Consider the following 19,645-nt stretch of genomic DNA (forward strand, 5'->3'; position numbering starts at 1 on the left):
GGGGCCTTCTGGCATATAGGAATAAAGCCGGTGCTTAGCAGTAGCCGTAGCCCATCAGGCGCTGGTAGCGCTGCTCCAGCAACTGATCGGTCTCGAGCGGACGCAAGGCGTTCAGATCCTGCTGGATGCGATCCTTCAGGCGCTTGGCCATCAGCTCCACATTGCGGTGGGCACCGCCGAGGGGCTCCTCGACTATGCTGTCGATGAGTTTCAGCTCCTTCAGGCGCTGGGCCGTGATGCCCATGGCATCGGCGGCGACCGGTGCCTTGTCGGCGCTCTTCCACAGGATGGAGGCGCAACCTTCCGGCGAGATGACGGAGTAGGTGGAGTATTGCAGCATGTTGACGCGATCCCCCACACCGATAGCCAGGGCGCCGCCCGAGCCGCCTTCACCTATCACTGTGCAGACCACGGGCACGGTCAGACCGGCCATGACTTTCAGGTTGCGGGCGATGGCTTCGGACTGGCCACGCTCCTCGGCACCCACGCCGGGGTAGGCGCCCGGGGTGTCGATGAAGGTGATGATCGGCATCTTGAAGCGCTCGGCCATCTCCATCAGGCGCAGGGCCTTGCGGTATCCTTCCGGACGCGGCATGCCGAAGTTGCGCTTGATCTTCTCCTTGGTCTCACGACCCTTCTGCTGACCAATCACCATCACGGGTTCGCCGTCGAGACGGGCGATGCCGCCGACGATGGCCTTGTCATCCGCATAGGCGCGATCGCCAGCCAGCTCGTCGAAGTCGGTGAAGATGTGCTCGATATAATCGAGGGTGTAAGGACGCTGAGGATGACGCGCCATCTGGGATACCTGCCAGGCCCCCAGATCGCCGAAGATCTTCTTGGTCAGCTCTTCGTTTTTCTTCTCCAGCCGGCGAATGTCTTCATTGAGATCGACAGCACTGTTGTGCTCACTCACATGACGGAGTTCATCAATCTGCGCCTGCAACTCGGCAATTGGCTGTTCAAAATCCAGAAAAAGACTCATAGGGCCTATAGATCCTCTAATCAAAAACCAATTCAACCCGCTCTCGTCCAAGCAGGACTCGCAAGTCATCTATCAGTTGATCGGTGGGCGTCACCCGCCACTCGGTACCGAGCGTCAATCGCACCCGGGAGCCGGGGCGACGATAGTTTACCTGAACCGGACAGACTCCGGCACGGGCGGGTTCCAAAATCTCGCACAAACGCGGGAAAAAGCGATCATCAATCCGCTGTTCATCGAGGGAGATGCGGATTGCCCTGGCAAAACGCTCCCTCGCATCGTTGATATCCAGTAATTCACGGGCCGACATTTTAAGGCCACCGGAGAAGTCATCAAAGCTGACCTGTCCAGAAACCACCAAAATACGGTCTTTTTGCATCAATTCTTCATATTTTTCCAGCGCCTCACTGAACAGGGTCACGTCGAGACGGCCGGATCTGTCGTCCAGGGTGAAGATCCCCATCTTGTTGCCGCGCTTGGTCACCATGCTGCGGGCCGCGATCACCAGCCCAGCCGCCGTGGTGACGGTATCGCGGGAGGTGGGGTGCAGATCGCACAGGCGACCCGAGGTGTAGCGACGCAATTCGCCGCTGTACTGGTTGATGGGGTGGCCGGTCAGGTACAGGCCGAGCGTCTCGCGCTCCCCTTCCAGCCAGATCTTGTCAGGCCAGTGCGGCACGTTGGCGAACGCCTTCTTGACGTCGTCAATCTCCTGGGTCAGGACCCCAAACATGTCGACCTGACCCACCGCCTGCGCCTTGGCGTGCTGCTCGGCGGCGCGCATCGCCTCCTCCAGCGTCGCCATCAGGGCGGCGCGGTGGGGGCCGAGCCTGTCCATGGCGCCGGAGAGAACGAGCTTTTCCATCACCCGCTTGTTGATCTTCTTGATGTCGACCCGGTTGCAGAAGTCGAACAGATCGCGGAAGGGCCCGTCCTGATCCCGGGCGCTGAGAATGGCGTCGATGGGGCCTTCCCCCACCCCCTTCACGGCCCCGATACCGTAGACGATGTGGCCGTCTTCGTTGACGCTGAAGCGGTAACGACCGGTATTCACATCCGGCGGTATGACGGTAAGCCCCATCCGCTGGCACTCGTCCACCAGGGTCACTATCTTGTCGGTGTTGTCCATGTCGGCCGTCATGACCGCCGCCATGAACTCGGCCGGGAAGTGGGTCTTGAGCCAGAGCGTCTGGTAGGAGACCAGCGCATAGGCGGCGGAGTGGGATTTGTTGAAGCCGTAGCCCGCAAACTTCTCCACCAGATCGAAGATCTTCACCGCCAGTTCGCCGTCGACGCCGTTCTTGACGGCGCCTTCCTCGAAGCCGGAGCGCTGCTTGGCCATCTCGGCCGGGTTCTTCTTGCCCATGGCCCGGCGCAGCATGTCCGCCCCACCGAGGGTATAGCCAGCCAGCACCTGGGCTATCTGCATCACCTGCTCCTGATAGAGGATGATGCCGTAGGTAGGCTCAAGGATTGGCTTGAGGCTCTCGTGCTGCCACTTCTCGTCCGGGTAGGAGATGGCCTCCTTGCCGTGCTTGCGCTCGATGAAGTTGTCCACCATGCCCGACTGGAGCGGGCCCGGCCGGAACAGCGCCACCAGGGCTATCATGTCTTCGAAACAGTCAGGCTGCAGCCGTTTGATGAGGTCCTTCATGCCGCGGGATTCGAGCTGGAATACCGCCGTGGTCTCGAACCGCTGCAGCAGATCGAACGACTTCTTGTCGTGGATCGGGATGGCGGCGATGTCGACCGGCGGCTTGCCCTCCTTGGCCAGGCGCGGGTTTATCATGCCGAGCGCCCAGTCGATGATGGTCAGGGTACGCAGCCCCAGGAAGTCGAACTTCACCAGCCCGGCGTATTCAACGTCGTTCTTGTCGAACTGGGTGACAGGGTGATTGCCGGAGTCATCGCAATAGAGCGGCGCAAAGTCGGTGATCTTGGTGGGCGCTATCACCACGCCACCGGCGTGCTTGCCGGCGTTGCGCACCACCCCTTCCAGCCGGCGCGCCATGTCGATGAGGTCCTTGACCTCCTCGTCCTGCTCGTAGAGCTCGGGCAGCTTGGGCTCGGCCTCGAACGCCTTGGCGAGCGTCATGCCTGGATCCGGCGGTATCAGCTTGGAGATGCGATCGACAAAGCCGTAGGCGTGGCCCAGCACCCGGCCCACGTCCCGCACCACCGCCTTGGCCGCCATGCTGCCGAAGGTGATGATCTGCGACACCGCATCCCGGCCATACATCTCGGAAACGTGCTCGATCACCTCGTCCCGTCTGTCCATGCAGAAGTCGACGTCGAAGTCGGGCATGGAGACCCGCTCGGGGTTGAGGAAGCGTTCGAACAGCAGGTCAAATTCCAGCGGATCGAGATCGGTGATCTTGAGCGCGTAGGCCACCAGGGAGCCCGCACCCGAGCCCCGGCCCGGCCCGACGGGAATGCCGTTGTCCTTGGACCACTGGATAAACTCCATCACTATGAGGAAGTAACCCGGGAAGCCCATCTGGTTGATCACCTTGAGCTCTATGTCGAGGCGCTCGTCGTACTCGCCGCGCTTGGCGACGCGAACCTCGGGATCAGGGAACAGGAAGGCGAGCCTGTCCTCCAGACCCTCCTTGGACTTCATTACCAGGAAGTCTTCGGTGGTCATGTCGCCGGTCGGGAAGTTCGGCAGGAAGTATTCACCCAGGCGCACAGTCACGTTGCAGCGCTTGGCGATCTCCACCGTGTTCTCCAGCGCCTCCGGAATGTCGGCGAACAGCTCGGCCATCTCCTCCTGGCTGCGCAGGTACTGCTGCGGGCTGTAACGGCGCGGGCGACGCTTGTCCATCAGGGTGTAGCCATCGTGGATGGCGACCCGGATCTCGTGGGCGTCGAAGTCTTCGGCGTTGAGGAACACCACCTCGTTGGTCGCCACCACAGGCAGTTCGAACTCGGTGGCAATGGCCACCGCCATGTGCAGGTAGACCTCTTCGTCGGGTCGGCCGGTGCGCAGCAGATCCAGGTAGTAGGCGTCGGGGAAGTGGGTCCGGTAGAAGGCGAGGCACGACTCCGTCATCTGCCGGTTGCCCTTGAGCAGGAACTTGCCCACATCCCCCTCGCGCCCGCCCGAGAGCACTATCACGCCCTTGGCGTGATCGGCGAGCCAGGCTCTGTCGATGACCGGGCGCCCCTGCACGTGGCCGCGCTGATAGCCGCGGGAGATGAGCAGGGTGATGTTCTGGTAGCCGTCGTTGTCCATGGCCAGCAGGGTGAGGCGGAACTGCTCGTCGCCCAGCTCTTCGCTCTGCACCCAGAAGTCGGCCCCGACGATGGGCTTGATGCCCTTGCCGTGGGCTGCGCCGTAGAAGCGCACCAGGCCGCACATGTTCATCTGGTCGGTCAGCGCCAGCGCCGGCATGTTGTTGGCCGCTGCCGCCCCGACTATGGGGGCAATCTTCTGCAGGCCATCGACCATGGAGAAGTCGGAGTGGACCCGCAGGTGGATAAAACGGGGTTCAGCCATCGTCATACCCTCTCGTTGCACAGAGTGGCGTGCATGTCGTGATGCCGGCAGCTCTGCATGGTTTACTCGATCCCCAGTGCACGGCGCACCGGTTTGAAACTCTGCCGATACTCGGGCAGGGGGCCGCGCTCGGCCAGGATGGCAAGGTGCTCAGGGGTCGGATAGCCCTTGTGACGGGCGAAACCATACTCGGGATGACGGCTGTCCAGCTCGGTCATCTCGGCGTCGCGGGTCACCTTGGCCAGAATCGAGGCGGCGCTGATGGCAGCCACCAGGCTATCCCCCTTGACCACGGCGCGGGCCTCCATCGGCAAGCTTGGGCAGCGGTTGCCGTCGATAAAGACCAGATCTGGCGTCACCGTCAGCCCTGCCACGGCGCGCTGCATCGCCAGCATGGTGGCGTGCAGTATGTTGAGCTCGTCTATCTCCTCGGGCGTGGCGCGACCTATGGCCCAGGCCAGCGCCTTGGCCTTGATCTCGTCAAACAGCGCCAGCCGTTTCTTCTCGGAGAGCTTCTTGGAGTCTGCCAGCCCGACAATGGGGTTGGCGGGATCCAGGATCACGGCGGCCGTGACCACGTCACCCACCAGGGGGCCACGCCCCACCTCGTCCACACCGGCAACCAGCCTGTCTTCGGGAATATCGATCATCATCTTGCAGCCTTGAATCAAAACAGGCCCCGCAGGGCCTGACATGGGGTCGATTAGCACAGCCCAATCGGCCGCCCGGAAATATTATCTGCCGAGCAGGTCGGCCACCGCATCGGCGGCCTGCACATCGGCGTTGCAGCGAATGCGCTGGTGCAGCCGGGTGAAGGTGGCGATGAGCTCGCGATTGTCGTGTTCCAGCAGCTTGCTGACCTCTTCCACCAGATTGTCCGGGGTGCACTCGTGCTGGATCAGCTCCGGCACCAGCATCTGGTCGGCCAGCAGGTTGGGCAGGGACACATAGGCGGTCTTCACCAGCCGCTGGGCCAGCCAGTAGCTGAAGGGTTTGAGCTTGTAACCCACCACCATGGGCTTTTTCACCAGCATGGCTTCCAGCGCGGCGGTACCGGAGGCGAGCAGCACGGCATCGGCGGCTATCATCGCCTCGCGCCCCTGCCCCTCCAGCAGCACCATGTCGAGATCCGGCGCCAGCTCGGCCTTGATGGCCATGAATTGCTCGCGCCGTTTGTCGTTGACCAGCGGCACTATGAAGCCGAGATCCGGGTAACGCACGGTCAGCCGCTTGCAGGCCTCGAGAAATACCGGTGACATGAAGCCCACCTCGGCGCTGCGACTGCCCGGCAGCACAGCCAGCCAGCGCCGGTTGGCGTCGATGCCGAGGGTTCTGCGTACCCCGGCCTGATCCGGCACCAGCGGGATGTCGTCCGCCATGGTGTGGCCGACAAAGCGGCAGGGGGCGTCAAAACGGTCGTAGAAGGCTTTCTCAAACGGCAGGAAGGCGAGCACCATATCGGTGGCGGCCTTGATCTTGTGAATGCGGTTCTGACGCCAGGCCCAGACCGAGGGGCTGACGTAGTGAACCGTCTTGATACCGGCGCGGCGCAGTTTCAGCTCCACCCCGATATTGAAATCCGGTGCATCCACCCCGACGAAGATGTCGGGCGGATTGGCGATAAAATGGCGCAGCAGTTCGCGGCGGACCTTGAGGATGCGGGGCAGACGGCCAAGCACCTCTGTGATCCCCATGACGGAAAGCTCTTCCATCTCGAACAGGGCCTTGACGCCCAGAGCCTGCATCCGCGGCCCGGCGATCCCTTCAAACTGCGCGTCCGGATAGCGGCGCTGCAGTTCACGCACCAGCCCGGCGGCCAGGATGTCGCCGGAGGTCTCTCCGGCGACGATACCGATGCGAACGGGATCAGGCACGGATGATCCCGCGCTCGTTGTCCTTGAGGAAATCCACGTAGAGCTGAACGGCCGGTTCGCTGGCCGCCATCTCGATCAGCACGGGCAATACCTCTTCGATGGTCTTGCCGGAGCGGAAGATCTCCTTGTAGGCACGCTTGACGGCCGAGATGGCCTCAGGGCTATAACCGCGACGACGCAGGCCTTCGGAGTTGACCCCGAACGGCTTGGCGTAGTTGCCGGCCGCCATCACGTAGGGCGGCACATCCTTGTTGAGGGCGGCGCAGCCACCGACGAAGGCGTGGGAGCCGACCCGACCAAACTGGTGGATCGCGGAGAGACCGCCAAAGATCACGAAATCGCCGATCACCACGTGGCCCGCCAGGGTCGCGTTGTTGGCGAAGATGCAGTTGTCACCGATGATGCAGTCATGGGCCACGTGCACGTTGACCATGAAGAGGTTACCGCTGCCCACCTTGGTCAGGGACTGATCCTGGATGGTGCCGCGGTGCACTGTGCAGTTCTCGCGAAAGACGTTGTTGTCGCCGATCTCGAGGAAGGTGCGCTCGCCGGCGTACTTCTTGTCCTGGCAATCCTCACCTATGGAGGTGTGCTGGAAGATCTTGTTGCCACGACCTATCTTGGTCGGGCCCTTGATCACCACATGGGAGCCTATCCAGGTGTTTTCGCCGATTTCAACCTCGGCGCCGATGACAGAAAAGGGGCCGATTTCAGCCCCTTTACCGATCACGGCAGACTCATGGACGATGGCGGTATCGTGAATGATGGCAGTCTGGTCGATCACGTGTATTAAACCTCGCGTTTGGCGCACATCAGCTCGGCGGTACAGACCACTTCACCATCGACGGTGGCGACACCGGTGAACTTGGCGATACCGCGACGCTCTTTCAGGAACACCACGTCGAGCACCAGCTGATCGCCGGGGCCGACCGGACGCTTGAAACGAGCGTTATCGATTGAGGCAAAGTAATAGAGTTCGTTGGGGGACGGCTTGCCCACCATGGTGAACGCCAGGATACCGGTGGCCTGCGCCATGGCTTCCAGGATCAGTACGCCAGGGAACACCGGCTTGGCCGGGAAGTGCCCCTGGAAGATCGGCTCGTTGAACGAGACGTTCTTGATGGCGCGCAGGGTCTTGCGCTCGTCGCTGATCTCGTAGCTTTCCACCTTGTCCACCATCAGGAAGGGATAACGGTGGGGCAGCAGATCCATGATTTCCTGGATACCCAGGCTCTTCTTTTCAGTAGTCAAAACAGTACCCTATACCAATCGTGATTATTCTTGATCCAGCTTCTTCTCAAGCTTGCTCAACCGCTTGTGCATCTCTTCGATACGCATCACCCGGGCGGCGGTCTTGCGCCACTCTTTATTGGTTTGCAGGGGGATGCCGGAAGAGTAGACACCGGGCTCGGTAATGGGTCGCATCACCATGGCCATGCCGGTAATGGTGGCCTGATCGCAGATCTCCATGTGCCCGTTAAAGACGGAGGCGCCGCCAATGATACAGTATTTGCCGACCTTGAGACTACCAGCCATCACGGTCGCACCGGCCACGGCGGTGCCGTAACCGATCTCGACGTTGTGGGCGATCTGGCACTGGTTGTCGATGATGACGTTATCCGCGATGCGGGTATCTTCCAGCGCACCCCGGTCTATGGTGGTGCAGGCTCCGATCTCGACCCGGTTGCCTATGGTCACGCCACCGAGCTGGGGGATCTTGATCCACTCGCCACGCTCATTGGCATAACCGAACCCATCGGCGCCGATCACTGTGCCGGCTTGAACCAGACAGTCGGTGCCCATGGTGATGTTGTGATACAGGGTGACGTTGGCCCACAACCGGGAGCGAGCTCCCAGTCGGGTATTCTTGCCAACAAAACAGCCTGGACCTATGCGCACGTCATCCCCCAGCACGACGCCGGATTCGATCACCGCATTGGCCCCGATGGCCACTCTCTCGCCCAGTTGCACGTCGGCCGCGATGACGGCGCTCGGATGTATATCCGTGGCCGGTTGCGGCGTGGTGTCCAGCAGTTGGGCTACCCGGGCGAACCCCACATAGGGGTCTTTGATCACCAGGGCATTGGTGGGACAAAAAGGCAAATCCGCTTCTGTAATGAGCACGGCCGTGGCCTCGCTCTGCTCCAGATAATGCCGGTACTTTTTATTGGACAGGAAGGTGATATCCCCCTCCCCGGCCTTTTCCAGTGTCGCTACCTTGCGGATTTCCAGGGTTCCGTCGCCATGGACCTGGGCCCCCAGTTGCTGGGCCAGCTGTGCGAGAGTGAATGCCATCAATTAGTTGCTCTTGCTTACCTGAGAAATAACCTGGGCAGAGATGTCCAGCTTGCTGGCGGCATACGGGGCGGCATTGCGCTCCAGCACCAGATCATAACCATTGCTCTTGGCGATGGAATCGATGGCAGCCTGTACCTTGGTCAGGATCTTGCCGCGCTCTTCGGACTGACGGCGACCGTTGTCCTGTTCGAACGCCTGACGCTTCTGGTTGAACTCCATCTGCAGCTTGGCCAGTTTCTCCTGGTTCTGCTTCTTCTGCTCGGCGCTCATGAAGGCTTCGTCCTTCTTGAACTTCTCGACCAGCGCCTGACCGTCGGATTCCAGCTTCTGCAGCTCACGCATGCGCGGCTCGAATTCACCTTTCAGCTTCTTGGAGACTGCTTCACGCTGGGGCAGCTTTTGGAATACTTCGCCCATGTCGACCACGGCGATCTTGGTCTCGGCCAAGGCGGAGCCCATGCCGGCAGCCATCAGTGCAAAACTCAAACCAGCTACTTTCAACGCTTTATTCACACTTACTCCTTGTTCCCTCATGTGAGGGCTACCTGATTTACCTGATTATGCAAGTGGTACCCGGACCGACTTGTTACCTGGTGAGGCACGCAAGCTGCGCGTCCCATCATTGAATACCCCCACCGCCTGGGTGGGGGTGCGTCCGTCCTTAGAAGGTGCGGCCGATGTTGAATGAGAAGAACTCGGTGCGATCGCCCTCGTACTGCTTGAGCGGACGGGCAATCGCGAACACCAGGGGTCCCATGGGGGAGAGCCACTGCAGCGACAGACCGGCCGAGGCGCGGTAGTTGGTCGGATCCGAATAATCGCTCAGATAGTTGCAACCACTGAAGCAGCGGTTCTGGTACTGGGCATAGTCGAAGGTGGTATCCCACACGGAACCGGCATCGATGAAGAAGCTGGTACGCAGCTGGGGCTGATAGGTCTCTGACGCGAACGGCGTCGGCACTATCATCTCGAGGGATGCCACCGCCAGGGCGTTGCCGCCCACAGAGCTGTCGGTGCCCTGGATGACGTCGTTGCCGCTCAGGTTGTAGTAGTAGAGCGCCTTCGGACCCACGGTATTGCTCTTGAAGCCGCGCAGGGTATCGAAACCACCGGCGAAGTAGTTCTCGAAGAACGGCAGTACGTGGTCATAGTTGCCGTTGCTGCCGTAACCGTTGCCGTAGGAGGCGCGGGCCTTGGCCATCAGCACCCACTTGTGATCCGCATCGAACGGGAAGTAGTGCGCGTCTTCTGCGTTCAGCTTGAAGTACTGCAGATCCATGCCCGGCACTGTCACCTTGGCGTTCACACGCTGACGGTCACCGGCGGTCGGGAACATCCCCTTGTTGAGGGTGGAACGGGTCCAGCCGGCGGTGACGTCGACGGTGTTGAACACCATGCGGTTGTCGCCATCCTTGTTCTTGCTGTACACCTTCCAGAACTCATCCACCTGCAGATAGGGGTTGGGCTGGGACAGCTTGTTGTTCTCAAGGCCGAGGCTGAAGTCGAGGCGGTTGTTCTCGTTGACCGGGAAACCACTGGAGAGGCGGAAGCCGACTGTGGTGTTCTCGTAGTCGACTATGTTGGCGTCGGCCGCACTGAACTGGTTGTAGTAGAGACGACCACCCAGGCTGACTCCGTCCACGGTGAAGTAGGGATCGTTGTAGCTGAGGTCGACGCTCTTGGAGTACTTGTTGGTGCTGGCGGAGATGCCGATCTTCTTGCCGGTCCCCATGAAGTTGTCCTGCTGCAGGCCCGCCTGCAGGCTCAGGCCCGATTCGGTACCATAGCCCACGCCGGCGTTGATGGAGCCCGCTGGCTGCTCCTTGACCTTGAAGTCGAGATCGACCTGGTCATCGCTGCCCGGCACCCGTTTGGTGTCCACTTCTGCGGTTTCGAAGTAGCCGAGGCGGTTGAGACGGGTCTTGGACTGCTCGACGCTGTCGGAGGAGAGCCAGGTGCCTTCCATCTGACGCATCTCGCGGCGCAGCACTTCATCCTTGGTGGTGACGTTGCCGCTGAAGTTGATGTTGCGCACATAGACACGGGGACCCGGCTCTATGTTGACGATCAGCTCCACTTCCTTGGTCTTGTCATTGACCTGGGGGAAGGTGACCACTTTCGGGTAGGCGTAGCCGTAACGGCCGAGGAACTTGGAGAGCACCTCTTCGGTATGGGTGACCTGGCTGGCGGAGTAGATGCTGCCGGCTTCGATAGGGATCAAGCCCTTCATCTCGCCGCCACGATCTATCATGTCACCCTTGAGCTGAACGCCGGAGACCTTGTACTGATCCCCTTCCTTGACGTTCAGGGTCACGTAGACGCCCTTCTTGTCCGGAGTCATGGAGACCTGGGTCGACTCCTGGGCGAAGCGGATGTAGCCGCGATCCATGTAGTAGGAGCGCAGGGTCTCGATGTCACCGGCCAGTTTCTGCTTCTGGTAACGCTGATCGCCGGTGAAGTTCCACCAGGGCACATCGTCCTTGAGGGAGAGCTGGGCCAGCAGCTTCTCTTCCGGGAAGACATTGTTACCGACTATGTTGATCTGCTGGATCTTGGCCGCTTCCCCTTCCACGAAGGTGAACTTGAGGTCGACCCGGTTGCGCGGCAGCGGGGTGACGATGGCCTTGACCCTGGCGGAGTATTTGCCCACGCCGTAGTAGAAATCTTCCAGACCCTTCTCGAGGGAGCTCAGTACGGTGCGATCCAGCGGATCACCCACCCGGATGCCGGAGGACTCCAGGCTCTGGGTCAGCTGCTCTTCCTTGATATCCTTGTTGCCTGAAAACTCGATGCTGGAGATGGTCGGCCGCTCCTTGACCGCCACTTGCAGCACCTGACCGTCACGGTAAACCTTCACGTCCTCGAAGTTGCCGGAGGAGTAGAGCTTCTTGATGGCGTTGGCCAGGGTCACGGAATCGACGGTATCGCCAACCCGGATCGGCAGGTTCAACAGGGCGGCACCCAGCGTCACTCGCTGCAAGCCGTCGACCTGGATATCTTGCACCACAAAAGAGGCAGGGGCCGCCTGGGCCAGGAAACTGGCACCCAGCAGGCAACTCAACACCAATGCTTTTTTAACAGCCATTTTGTTCTTATGTGTCCTTGTTGATGCTCTGGCCTCAGAGGCGAGCGAAATCATTAAACAGCGCAATGCCCATCAGTAACATCAGAATGGCGGCGCCGATCCTGAAACCCACTTCCTGAATTTTTTCTGATACCGGCTTGCCGGTGACCGCCTCGATGAGGAAGTAGACCAGATGGCCACCGTCCAGCACCGGCAGGGGAAACAGGTTGATGATCCCCAGGTTGACGCTGATCAGCGCCAGAAAGCCGAGGAAATAGACCAGACCGTAATCGGCACTGCTGCCTGCGCCCTTGGCAATGGAGATGGGGCCGCTCAGATTATCCAGCGAGACGATGCCACCAATCAGCTTGCCAATCATGTCAAAGGTCAGTGTGGTCAGGCTCCAGGTCTTCTGGGCTCCCTGCCACAGGGCTTGCAAAGGCCCATACTGTAACAGAATTCGATACTCATCCGGTAATGGAACCAGTTGCGGTGACAGGCCGACAAAACCGACCAGCTGGCCCCGCACTTTTTTCACATCCGGGGTCAGGGTCAGGGTCAGTTCGCTGCCCGCCCGCTCCACCACCAGCTGCAGTGGCTGCTCCGGAGATTGCTGCACCTGGAGCACGAACTGGGCCCACTCGGTGACCTCCTGCTCGCCCACCCGCTTGATGCGATCACCGACCAAGATGCCGGCCTTCTCACTGGCACTCTTGGGCACTATGGCCTCAACCACGGGCAGCACCTTGCCGCCGAGGGGCACTATCCCCAGGCTGCCGATGGGTGACTCCTTGTCCGGGTCAAACTGCCAGCCAGCCAGCTGCAGGGTCTTGTCCACCGCATAGCTGGTGTTGGCTGGCTTCAGCTTGAGCTGCACGGCATCATCGCCCAGGTGGCTGATGAGGGCATAGGTCACGCTCTCCCAGTCACCGGTCGCCTTGTCGCCGACACCGACGATCTCCATGCCGGGTTCGATCCCGGCCGCCGCCACTATGGAAGCGGGGCGCACCTCCCCCACCACGGGTTTGACGGCAGGAACGCCGATCATGAACATCAGCCAGAGGGCAAACAGGGCAAACACGAAGTTCGCCATGGGGCCCGCCGCCACTATGGCCATGCGTGCCCAGACACTCTTGTGGTTGAAGGCATGCTGCTCATCACCGGGTTTGAGCTCATCGACCCGGCCATCGAGCATCTTGACGTAGCCGCCGAGCGGGATCAGCGCCAGCACATACTCGGTGCCATCCTTGCCGACCCGGCGCCAGATGGCCTTGCCAAAACCGATGGAGAAGCGCTCGACCTTGACGCCACAGCGACGGGCCACCCAGAAGTGGCCGAATTCATGAACCGCCACCAGCAGCCCGAGGGCGACGATAAAGGCACCTATGTTCCACAACACGCCGCCCATCAGCCGATCACCTCGATATCATACCCATTCGAACAATCGAAGGAGGCAGTCATCAAGGCATGTTTGTCATTCCACAGCACAGCACTCATCAGTCAGCCACCTCGATTTCATGCATGGTCCGATACCCGAAGGCAAGGATGAAGGCAGCACAATGCCACGAAATACCACTCATCAGCTAAGCTCCTCAATCAAATTGTGAGCACGGGCACGGGCCGCACCATCCAGCGCAATCAAATCATCCAGTGAGCCCACGGCGGAACTACCCAGCGCCGCCATGATGGCCTCATTGACTCTGGCAATATCCATAAAACCGATCCGCTCTGCAAGGAAAGCCGCAACGGCCTCCTCGTTGGCGGCATTGAGCGCCGTGGTCGCCGCCTGCCCCTGCTGGCAGGCGTTCATGGCCAGTGCCAGGCAGGGATAACGCTCATAATCGGGCCGGATAAAGCTGAATTCTCCGACACTGAAGAAATCCAAAGGTTCCACCCCAGACTCAACACGAGCCGGATAGGCCAGGGCATGGGCTATGGGGGTGCACATGTCCGGGTTGCCAAGCTGGGCCAGCACCGAGCCGTCCTTGTACTGCACCATGGAGTGGATGACGGACTGGGGATGGATCACCACCTGGATCTGCTCGGGCGCAGCATTGAACAACCAGCGCGCCTCTATGTACTCCAGCCCCTTGTTGATCATGGTGGCGGAATCCACCGAGATCTTGGCCCCCATGGACCAGTTCGGGTGGGCGATGGCCTGGGCCGGCGTGACCCGCGCCAGTTCCTGAATGTCGGTGTAGCGGAACGGGCCGCCGGAGCCGGTCAGCAGTATCTTGCTGATGCCGGCTCCCGCCAGATCGCAGAAGCCGGGCTGACGCTGAATGACTTCGGGCAGACACTGGAAAATCGCGTTGTGCTCGCTGTCGATGGGCAGCAGCTCGGCGCCATGCTCGCGCACCGCCTCCATGAAGAAAGCGCCGGACATCACCAGCGCCTCCTTGTTGGCCAGCAGGATGCGCTTGCCGGCACGCACCGCGGCCATGGTGGGAGCCAGGCCCGCGGCACCGACGATGGCCGCCATCACGCTGTGAACATCGGGATGGGCTGCCACCTCGCACAGGGCGGCCTGACCGGACAGTACCCGGGTCACACTGCCATGGGCCTTGAGCCGGCCTGCCAGCATGGCGGCCGCGTCTTCATCCACCATGACGGCGAAGCGGGGGGAGAATTCGAGACAGTCGCGCAGCATGGCATCCACGCTGCGGGACGCCGTCAGCGCCAGAACTTGCCAACGGCCCGGATTCTGCCGCAGTACCTTGAGGGTGCTCTGACCGATGGAGCCGGAAGCTCCCAGGATCACCAGGTTATGCATCAACACTCCCGACTTGCTAACGAATGGATGGAGCCGAAAGCCTTCAAGATCATCAGACTATGCATCAAGACTCCCGACTTGCTAACGAACGGATGGAGCCGAAAGCCTTCAAGATCATCAGACTATGCATCAAGACTCCTGAACGAGTAACAGACTGACGGGGCCGGATGCTCCCGGGATCATCAGCGAGCGAGGCATCAGAATTCCTGGCTGAGCAACAGGTAGCTGAGCAGGAATACCGGCAGGGCGGCGGTCAGGCTGTCGATCCGGTCGAGAATACCGCCATGACCGGGCAGCAGGGTGCCGGAATCCTTGATGCCCGCCTCCCGCTTGAACATGCTCTCGGTCAGATCGCCGAGCACGGACGCCAGCACAGCCAGCAGGGAGCAGAACAGCACTATGGCCATCTTGGCGGGCACGAAGCCCATGAACCAGGTCACGGCAACGGCCAGCAGGCTGGCGGTAAACAGGCCGCCAACCATGCCTTCGATGGTTTTGCCCGGGCTGACGGCCGGTGCCAGCTTGTGTTTGCCAAAGGCCTTGCCGAAAAAGTACGCGCCAGAATCTGCCGCCCAGACCAGCCCCATGACGAACAACAGGATCCAGGCCCCCATCATGGGGTCGTGATAGAAGTTGTAACCACGGATGGCCACCAGGGACCAGAAGAAGGGCACCAGGGTCACCAGACCGAACAGGGACTTGAGCCAGATGGACTCTTTCCACAGCTTGGCGCTCTGGGGATAACGCAATACCAGCAACAGCCCCAGCAGCCACCAGCTGACCGCGGTCCAGAGCACGCCCATCACCAGCGGATGCAAGTGCGGGGTCCACAGCTGCTCGACCGGTAGCCAGAACAGGCTGGCACCGAGCAACAGACAGAACACCAGCGGCAGCCATTGCTGCGGCCGGGCAGAGACGAAGCCGCTCCACTCGCGGCTGGCCAACAGAAACACCAGGGCTGCCAACAGGGCAAAGAATTTCAACGGCAGAAAAAATAACGCCCCCAACACCAGGGGAACCAGTAGCAATGCGGTAATAATTCGTTGTTTTAGCAAAAGAAACCTCTCTCTTGGGAGGGGATTTAGCCGGTCTGATGCTCGGCGATCAATTCCCGTATCTGTTCGCCCGTACACCCGAAGCGACGCTCGCGGGCAACGAAAGAGGCAACGGCCTCACTGAACTCGGCCTCGTTGAAATCGGGCCACAATACCGGGGTAAAATAGAGCTCGGCATAGGCGAGCTGCCATAACACAAAATTGCTGATGCGATGATCGCCACCGGTCCGGATCAACAGATCCACGGGGGGCAGGTCGGCCATGCAGACTTGCCCGGCCAGCAGGGACTCATCGATGGCATCGGCGTCCAGCTCGCCCGCCGCCACGGCACGGGCCAGTTTACGGGCCGCCTGTGCGATATCCCACTGACCACCGTAATTGGCGGCAATATTGAGGGTCAGCCCCTGGTTGTCGGCGGTCAGGGCCTCAGCCTTGGCGATCTTGGCCTGCAAGCGTTCACTGAAGCGGGCGGTATCACCGATCACCTTGAGCCGGATCCCGTTGCTGTGCAGTTTCTTGACCTCACGGCCCAGCACGGTCAGGAACAGCTCCATCAGGGCACTGACCTCCCCTTCCGGCCGCCGCCAGTTCTCACTGGAGAAGGCAAACAGGGTCAACGCCTCTATCTTGGCGCGCGCGGCAAAGGTCACCGCCTCACGAACGGACTTCACGCCCGCCTTGTGACCATAGACCCGCATCTTGCCACGGTTCTGAGCCCAGCGTCCGTTGCCATCCATGATGATGGCCACATGACGAGGCAAGGACGAGTTGGCACAATCACCTAACGCTGCCAAAAGCGACATTCATTTCTCCCACAAAGACAAAAGCGCCGTGCAGGGGCACTACACGGCGCTCGTAATATACCTGTCAGAGGCTTAGATTTCCATTAGCTCCTTTTCCTTCGCGGCCAGGGCGTCATCCACCAGCTTGATGAAGGCATCGGTGAGTTTCTGGATCTCTTCCTGGGCACGACGGTCGTCGTCTTCGGAGATCTCTTTGTCCTTGAGCAGCGCTTTGAAGTCGGCGTTGGCATCGCGACGGATGTTGCGCACGGCCACACGGGCACCTTCGGCTTCGGCACGGACGATCTTGGTCAGATCGCGGCGACGCTCTTCGGTCAGCGGCGGCAGCGGCACGCGCAGGGTCTGGCCGTTGCTGGACGGGTTCAGGCCCAGATCCGAGGTCAGGATTGCCTTTTCTACCGCCTGGATCATGGAGCGGTCAAAAATGGAGATGGACAGGGTACGAGCATCTTCTGCCACCACGTTGGCCAACTGTTTCAGAGGAGTGGCAGCACCGTAATACTCAACCTGGATACCGTCGAGCAGGCTCGGGTGAGCGCGGCCGGTACGGATCTTGGACATCTGGGTCTTGAGCGACTCTACGCTCTTGGCCATGCGGTCCTTGGCGTCGTTTTTAATCTCGTTGATCACAGTGGTTTTCCTTTTGGCGAACGAGCCGCCACGCGGCTCGTGTCTATCATATTTATTTGCTGGCGTAATGAATAAGAGCGCCTTCCAGCCTGATCTCTTGTCTTACTTGCCGATGTGGTGGATCAGGGTGCCTTCCGGCTCACCCATGATAACCCGACGCAGCGCACCCGGTTTGTTCATGTTGAACACGCGGATCGGCAGATCATGGTCACGGGCCAGAGTAAAAGCAGCAAGATCCATCACTTTGAGTTCTTTTTCAAGAACTTCATCATAACTCAATTCATGGTACAGCACGGCATCCGGGTTCTTGACCGGATCATCCGTGAATACGCCATCGACCTTGGTGGCTTTCAGCACCACGTCGGCTTCGATCTCGATCCCGCGCAGGCAGGCCGCGGAGTCGGTGGTAAAGAAGGGGTTGCCGGTACCGGCAGAGAAGATCACTACCTTGCCGGCGCGCAACTGGCTGATGGCCTCGGCCCAGCTATAGGAATCGCAGACGCCCTGCAGGGAGATGGCAGACATCAGACGGGCATTCACATAAGCACGATGCAGGGCATCACGCATGGCCAGACCGTTCATCACGGTGGCCAGCATACCCATGTGGTCGCCCACCACGCGGTTCATGCCCGCTTTGGCAAGACCGGCACCACGGAACAGGTTGCCGCCACCGATGACCAGACCGACCTGAACACCCAGCTCAACCAGTTCCTTGATCTCTTGGGCCATCCGCTCCAGCACCGCCGGATCAATGCCAAAACCCTCGGATCCTTGCAGGGCTTCACCACTCAACTTCAGAAGAACACGTCTGTATGCAGGCTTGGGATTGGTACTCATGTCACTGATTCCTGGTCATATAAAGACCGCGACATAAGTCGCGGTCTAGGGAAACGGAAAAAACCGGTTCGGTTAGGCCTTCTGAGCGGCCGCGATTTGGGCTGCCACTTCAGCAGCGAAATCGGTCTCTTGCTTCTCGATGCCTTCGCCCACTTCGAAACGGGTGAAGGAGACAACGTCAGCGCCTTCTTTCTTCAGCAGCTCGGCAACCGTCATGGAAGGATCCTTCACGAACGGCTGACCAGTCAGGGAAACCTCACCGGTGAACTTCTTCATGCGGCCTTCAACCATCTTTTCGGCGATCTCTTTCGGCTTGCCGGAGTTGATGGCGATGTCGATCTGAATTTCGCGCTCTTTGGCAACGACTTCAGCAGACACGTCTTCAGGCTTGACGAATTGCGGGCTGTTGGCTGCAACGTGCATGGCCAGATCTTTGGCCAGCTCGGCGGAACCACCGGTCAGCTTGGTGATAACACCAATGCGGGAGCCGTGAACGTAGGTGCCCAGGTTGTCACCTTCAACCAGCATCACGCGACGCAGGTTCATGTTCTCACCGATCTTGGCGATCAGGTTGGTGATGGTCAGCTCGATGGACTCACCGTTGCCGAAATCGGTCGCTTTCAGGGCGTCGACGTCAGCAATTTTCTGGGTCGCGGCGATATCGGCGATCTTCTGGCCCATTGCCATGAAGCTGGCATCTTTGGCGACGAAGTCGGTTTCGCTGTTCAGCTCGATCATGGCAGCAATGTTGCCTTCGGTACGGGCGAAAATCACGCCTTCAGCAGCGATACGGCCTGCTTTCTTGGCGGCTTTGGCCTGACCGGATTTGCGCATGTTCTCGATTGCCAGCTCGATATCACCAGCAGCTTCTTCCAGTGCTTTTTTGCAATCCATCATGCCAGCGGCGGTGCGCTCGCGCAGTTCTTTTACCAGGGCGGCAGTAACGTTAGCCATGTCCAGTATCCTCGGTCTTGAATTGACAAGAAACAGGGGCCACAAGGGCCCCTGCTAACCAATTACATCAGCTTGGTTAATAAGGGCTTTTCAGTCCTTATCAATTACTCAGCTTCAACGAAGCCATCTTGTTCGGCTTGAACAACGATGTCCTGAGCGCGAGCTTCCAGTACGGTGTCAGCAGCAGCATTCAGATACAGCTGTACGGCACGGATAGCATCGTCGTTACCCGGGATGACGTAATCAACGCCGTCCGGGTTGGAGTTGGTATCAACGATGGAAACTACCGGGATACCCAGGTTGTTGGCTTCTTTGATAGCGATGTGCTCGTGGTCGGCATCGACAACGAACAGCACGTCAGGCAGGCCGCCCATGTTCTTGATACCACCCAGGCTCTTCTCCAGCTTGTCCATTTCGCGAGTACGCATCAGCGCCTCTTTCTTGGTCAGCTTTTCGAAGGTACCGTCCTGGCTCTGGGTTTCCAGATCTTTCAGGCGCTTGATGGACTGACGAACGGTTTTCCAGTTGGTCAGCATGCCACCCAACCAGCGGTGGTTGACATAGAACTGGTCGCAACGATCAGCGGCATCTTTTACGGCTTCAGACGCGGCACGCTTGGTACCTACGAACAGTACCTTGCCTTTCTTGGCAGCTACGGAGCTGATGAAGTTCATGGCATCGTCAAACATCGGAACGGTTTTTTCCAAGTTGATGATGTGAACCTTGCTGCGGGCACCGAAGATGTAGGACTTCATTTTCGGGTTCCAGTAACGAGTCTGGTGACCGAAGTGAACGCCGGCTTGCAGCATGTCGCGCATAGAAACTTTAGCCATTTTATACCTCTGTATTGGGGTTAGGCCTCCACACATCCCATGT

Annotated in this window: 17 protein-coding genes; all 17 read right to left on the reverse strand. The window is 59.9% G+C overall.

Features of this window, described 5'->3' with window-relative positions; genetic code table 11:
- Positions 1 to 34: 34 nt before the first annotated feature.
- On the reverse strand, positions 35 to 985 hold the full coding sequence (gene accA, locus CK910_RS22365; RefSeq protein ID WP_042867203.1) for an acetyl-CoA carboxylase carboxyl transferase subunit alpha: 951 nt from the start codon (positions 983 to 985) through the stop codon (positions 35 to 37).
- 16 nt (positions 986 to 1,001) lie between these two features.
- Positions 1,002 to 4,481, reverse strand: a complete 3,480-nt coding sequence (gene dnaE / locus CK910_RS22370) for a DNA polymerase III subunit alpha (protein WP_043134772.1) — start codon at positions 4,479 to 4,481, stop codon at positions 1,002 to 1,004.
- A gap of 62 nt (positions 4,482 to 4,543) precedes the next feature.
- Entirely contained in the window at positions 4,544 to 5,134 is a 591-nt protein-coding gene (gene rnhB, locus CK910_RS22375; protein WP_098984760.1) for a ribonuclease HII, read from the reverse strand.
- Positions 5,135 to 5,215: 81 nt separating this feature from the next.
- On the reverse strand, positions 5,216 to 6,355 hold the full coding sequence (lpxB, locus tag CK910_RS22380) for a lipid-A-disaccharide synthase (RefSeq protein ID WP_098984761.1): 1,140 nt from the start codon (positions 6,353 to 6,355) through the stop codon (positions 5,216 to 5,218).
- Positions 6,348 to 7,139, reverse strand: a complete 792-nt coding sequence (gene lpxA, locus CK910_RS22385; protein ID WP_080741035.1) for an acyl-ACP--UDP-N-acetylglucosamine O-acyltransferase — start codon at positions 7,137 to 7,139, stop codon at positions 6,348 to 6,350. The genes lpxB and lpxA overlap by 8 nt, the downstream gene beginning before the upstream one ends.
- 5 nt (positions 7,140 to 7,144) lie before the next feature.
- The gene (fabZ, locus tag CK910_RS22390; RefSeq protein WP_042038166.1) at positions 7,145 to 7,606 is read right to left on the reverse strand and encodes a 3-hydroxyacyl-ACP dehydratase FabZ; all 462 of its coding nucleotides are present in this window, start codon (positions 7,604 to 7,606) and stop codon (positions 7,145 to 7,147) included.
- A 24-nt stretch (positions 7,607 to 7,630) separates the two neighbouring features.
- Positions 7,631 to 8,650: a UDP-3-O-(3-hydroxymyristoyl)glucosamine N-acyltransferase gene (gene lpxD, locus CK910_RS22395; protein ID WP_098985209.1), complete on the reverse strand. Its 1,020-nt coding sequence runs from the start codon at positions 8,648 to 8,650 to the stop codon at positions 7,631 to 7,633.
- A gap of 3 nt (positions 8,651 to 8,653) precedes the next feature.
- Positions 8,654 to 9,166: an OmpH family outer membrane protein gene (locus CK910_RS22400; protein ID WP_042867201.1), complete on the reverse strand. Its 513-nt coding sequence runs from the start codon at positions 9,164 to 9,166 to the stop codon at positions 8,654 to 8,656.
- Positions 9,167 to 9,314: 148 nt separating this feature from the next.
- Positions 9,315 to 11,738 carry an outer membrane protein assembly factor BamA gene (bamA, locus tag CK910_RS22405; protein WP_043554778.1) on the reverse strand — a complete coding sequence of 808 codons (2,424 nt, stop codon included), beginning with the start codon at positions 11,736 to 11,738 and terminating at the stop codon, positions 9,315 to 9,317.
- Between the two features lie 34 nt (positions 11,739 to 11,772).
- Positions 11,773 to 13,125, reverse strand: coding sequence for a sigma E protease regulator RseP (gene rseP, locus CK910_RS22410; protein WP_043134487.1), 1,353 nt, complete (start codon positions 13,123 to 13,125; stop codon positions 11,773 to 11,775).
- 171 nt (positions 13,126 to 13,296) lie between these two features.
- On the reverse strand, positions 13,297 to 14,490 hold the full coding sequence (gene ispC / locus CK910_RS22415; RefSeq protein ID WP_098984762.1) for a 1-deoxy-D-xylulose-5-phosphate reductoisomerase: 1,194 nt from the start codon (positions 14,488 to 14,490) through the stop codon (positions 13,297 to 13,299).
- Between the two features lie 197 nt (positions 14,491 to 14,687).
- A complete protein-coding gene (locus tag CK910_RS22420; protein WP_098984763.1) occupies positions 14,688 to 15,545 on the reverse strand; it encodes a phosphatidate cytidylyltransferase in 858 nt (285 codons plus the stop codon).
- Between the two features lie 26 nt (positions 15,546 to 15,571).
- Positions 15,572 to 16,348 carry a polyprenyl diphosphate synthase gene (uppS, locus tag CK910_RS22425; protein ID WP_098984764.1) on the reverse strand — a complete coding sequence of 259 codons (777 nt, stop codon included), beginning with the start codon at positions 16,346 to 16,348 and terminating at the stop codon, positions 15,572 to 15,574.
- A 72-nt stretch (positions 16,349 to 16,420) separates the two neighbouring features.
- Complete coding sequence (frr, locus tag CK910_RS22430; protein ID WP_043134480.1) at positions 16,421 to 16,978, reverse strand: ribosome recycling factor; 558 nt, start codon at positions 16,976 to 16,978, stop codon at positions 16,421 to 16,423.
- A 102-nt stretch (positions 16,979 to 17,080) separates the two neighbouring features.
- Positions 17,081 to 17,815, reverse strand: a complete 735-nt coding sequence (pyrH, locus tag CK910_RS22435; protein WP_042038153.1) for a UMP kinase — start codon at positions 17,813 to 17,815, stop codon at positions 17,081 to 17,083.
- 72 nt (positions 17,816 to 17,887) lie between these two features.
- Positions 17,888 to 18,769 carry a translation elongation factor Ts gene (tsf, locus tag CK910_RS22440; protein WP_042038148.1) on the reverse strand — a complete coding sequence of 294 codons (882 nt, stop codon included), beginning with the start codon at positions 18,767 to 18,769 and terminating at the stop codon, positions 17,888 to 17,890.
- A gap of 104 nt (positions 18,770 to 18,873) precedes the next feature.
- Positions 18,874 to 19,602, reverse strand: coding sequence for a 30S ribosomal protein S2 (gene rpsB / locus CK910_RS22445; RefSeq protein ID WP_042867194.1), 729 nt, complete (start codon positions 19,600 to 19,602; stop codon positions 18,874 to 18,876).
- Between the last annotated feature and the right edge of the window lie 43 nt (positions 19,603 to 19,645).

The organism is Aeromonas sp. CA23 (genome assembly GCF_002587065.1).
Classification (GTDB): domain Bacteria; phylum Pseudomonadota; class Gammaproteobacteria; order Enterobacterales; family Aeromonadaceae; genus Aeromonas; species Aeromonas bestiarum.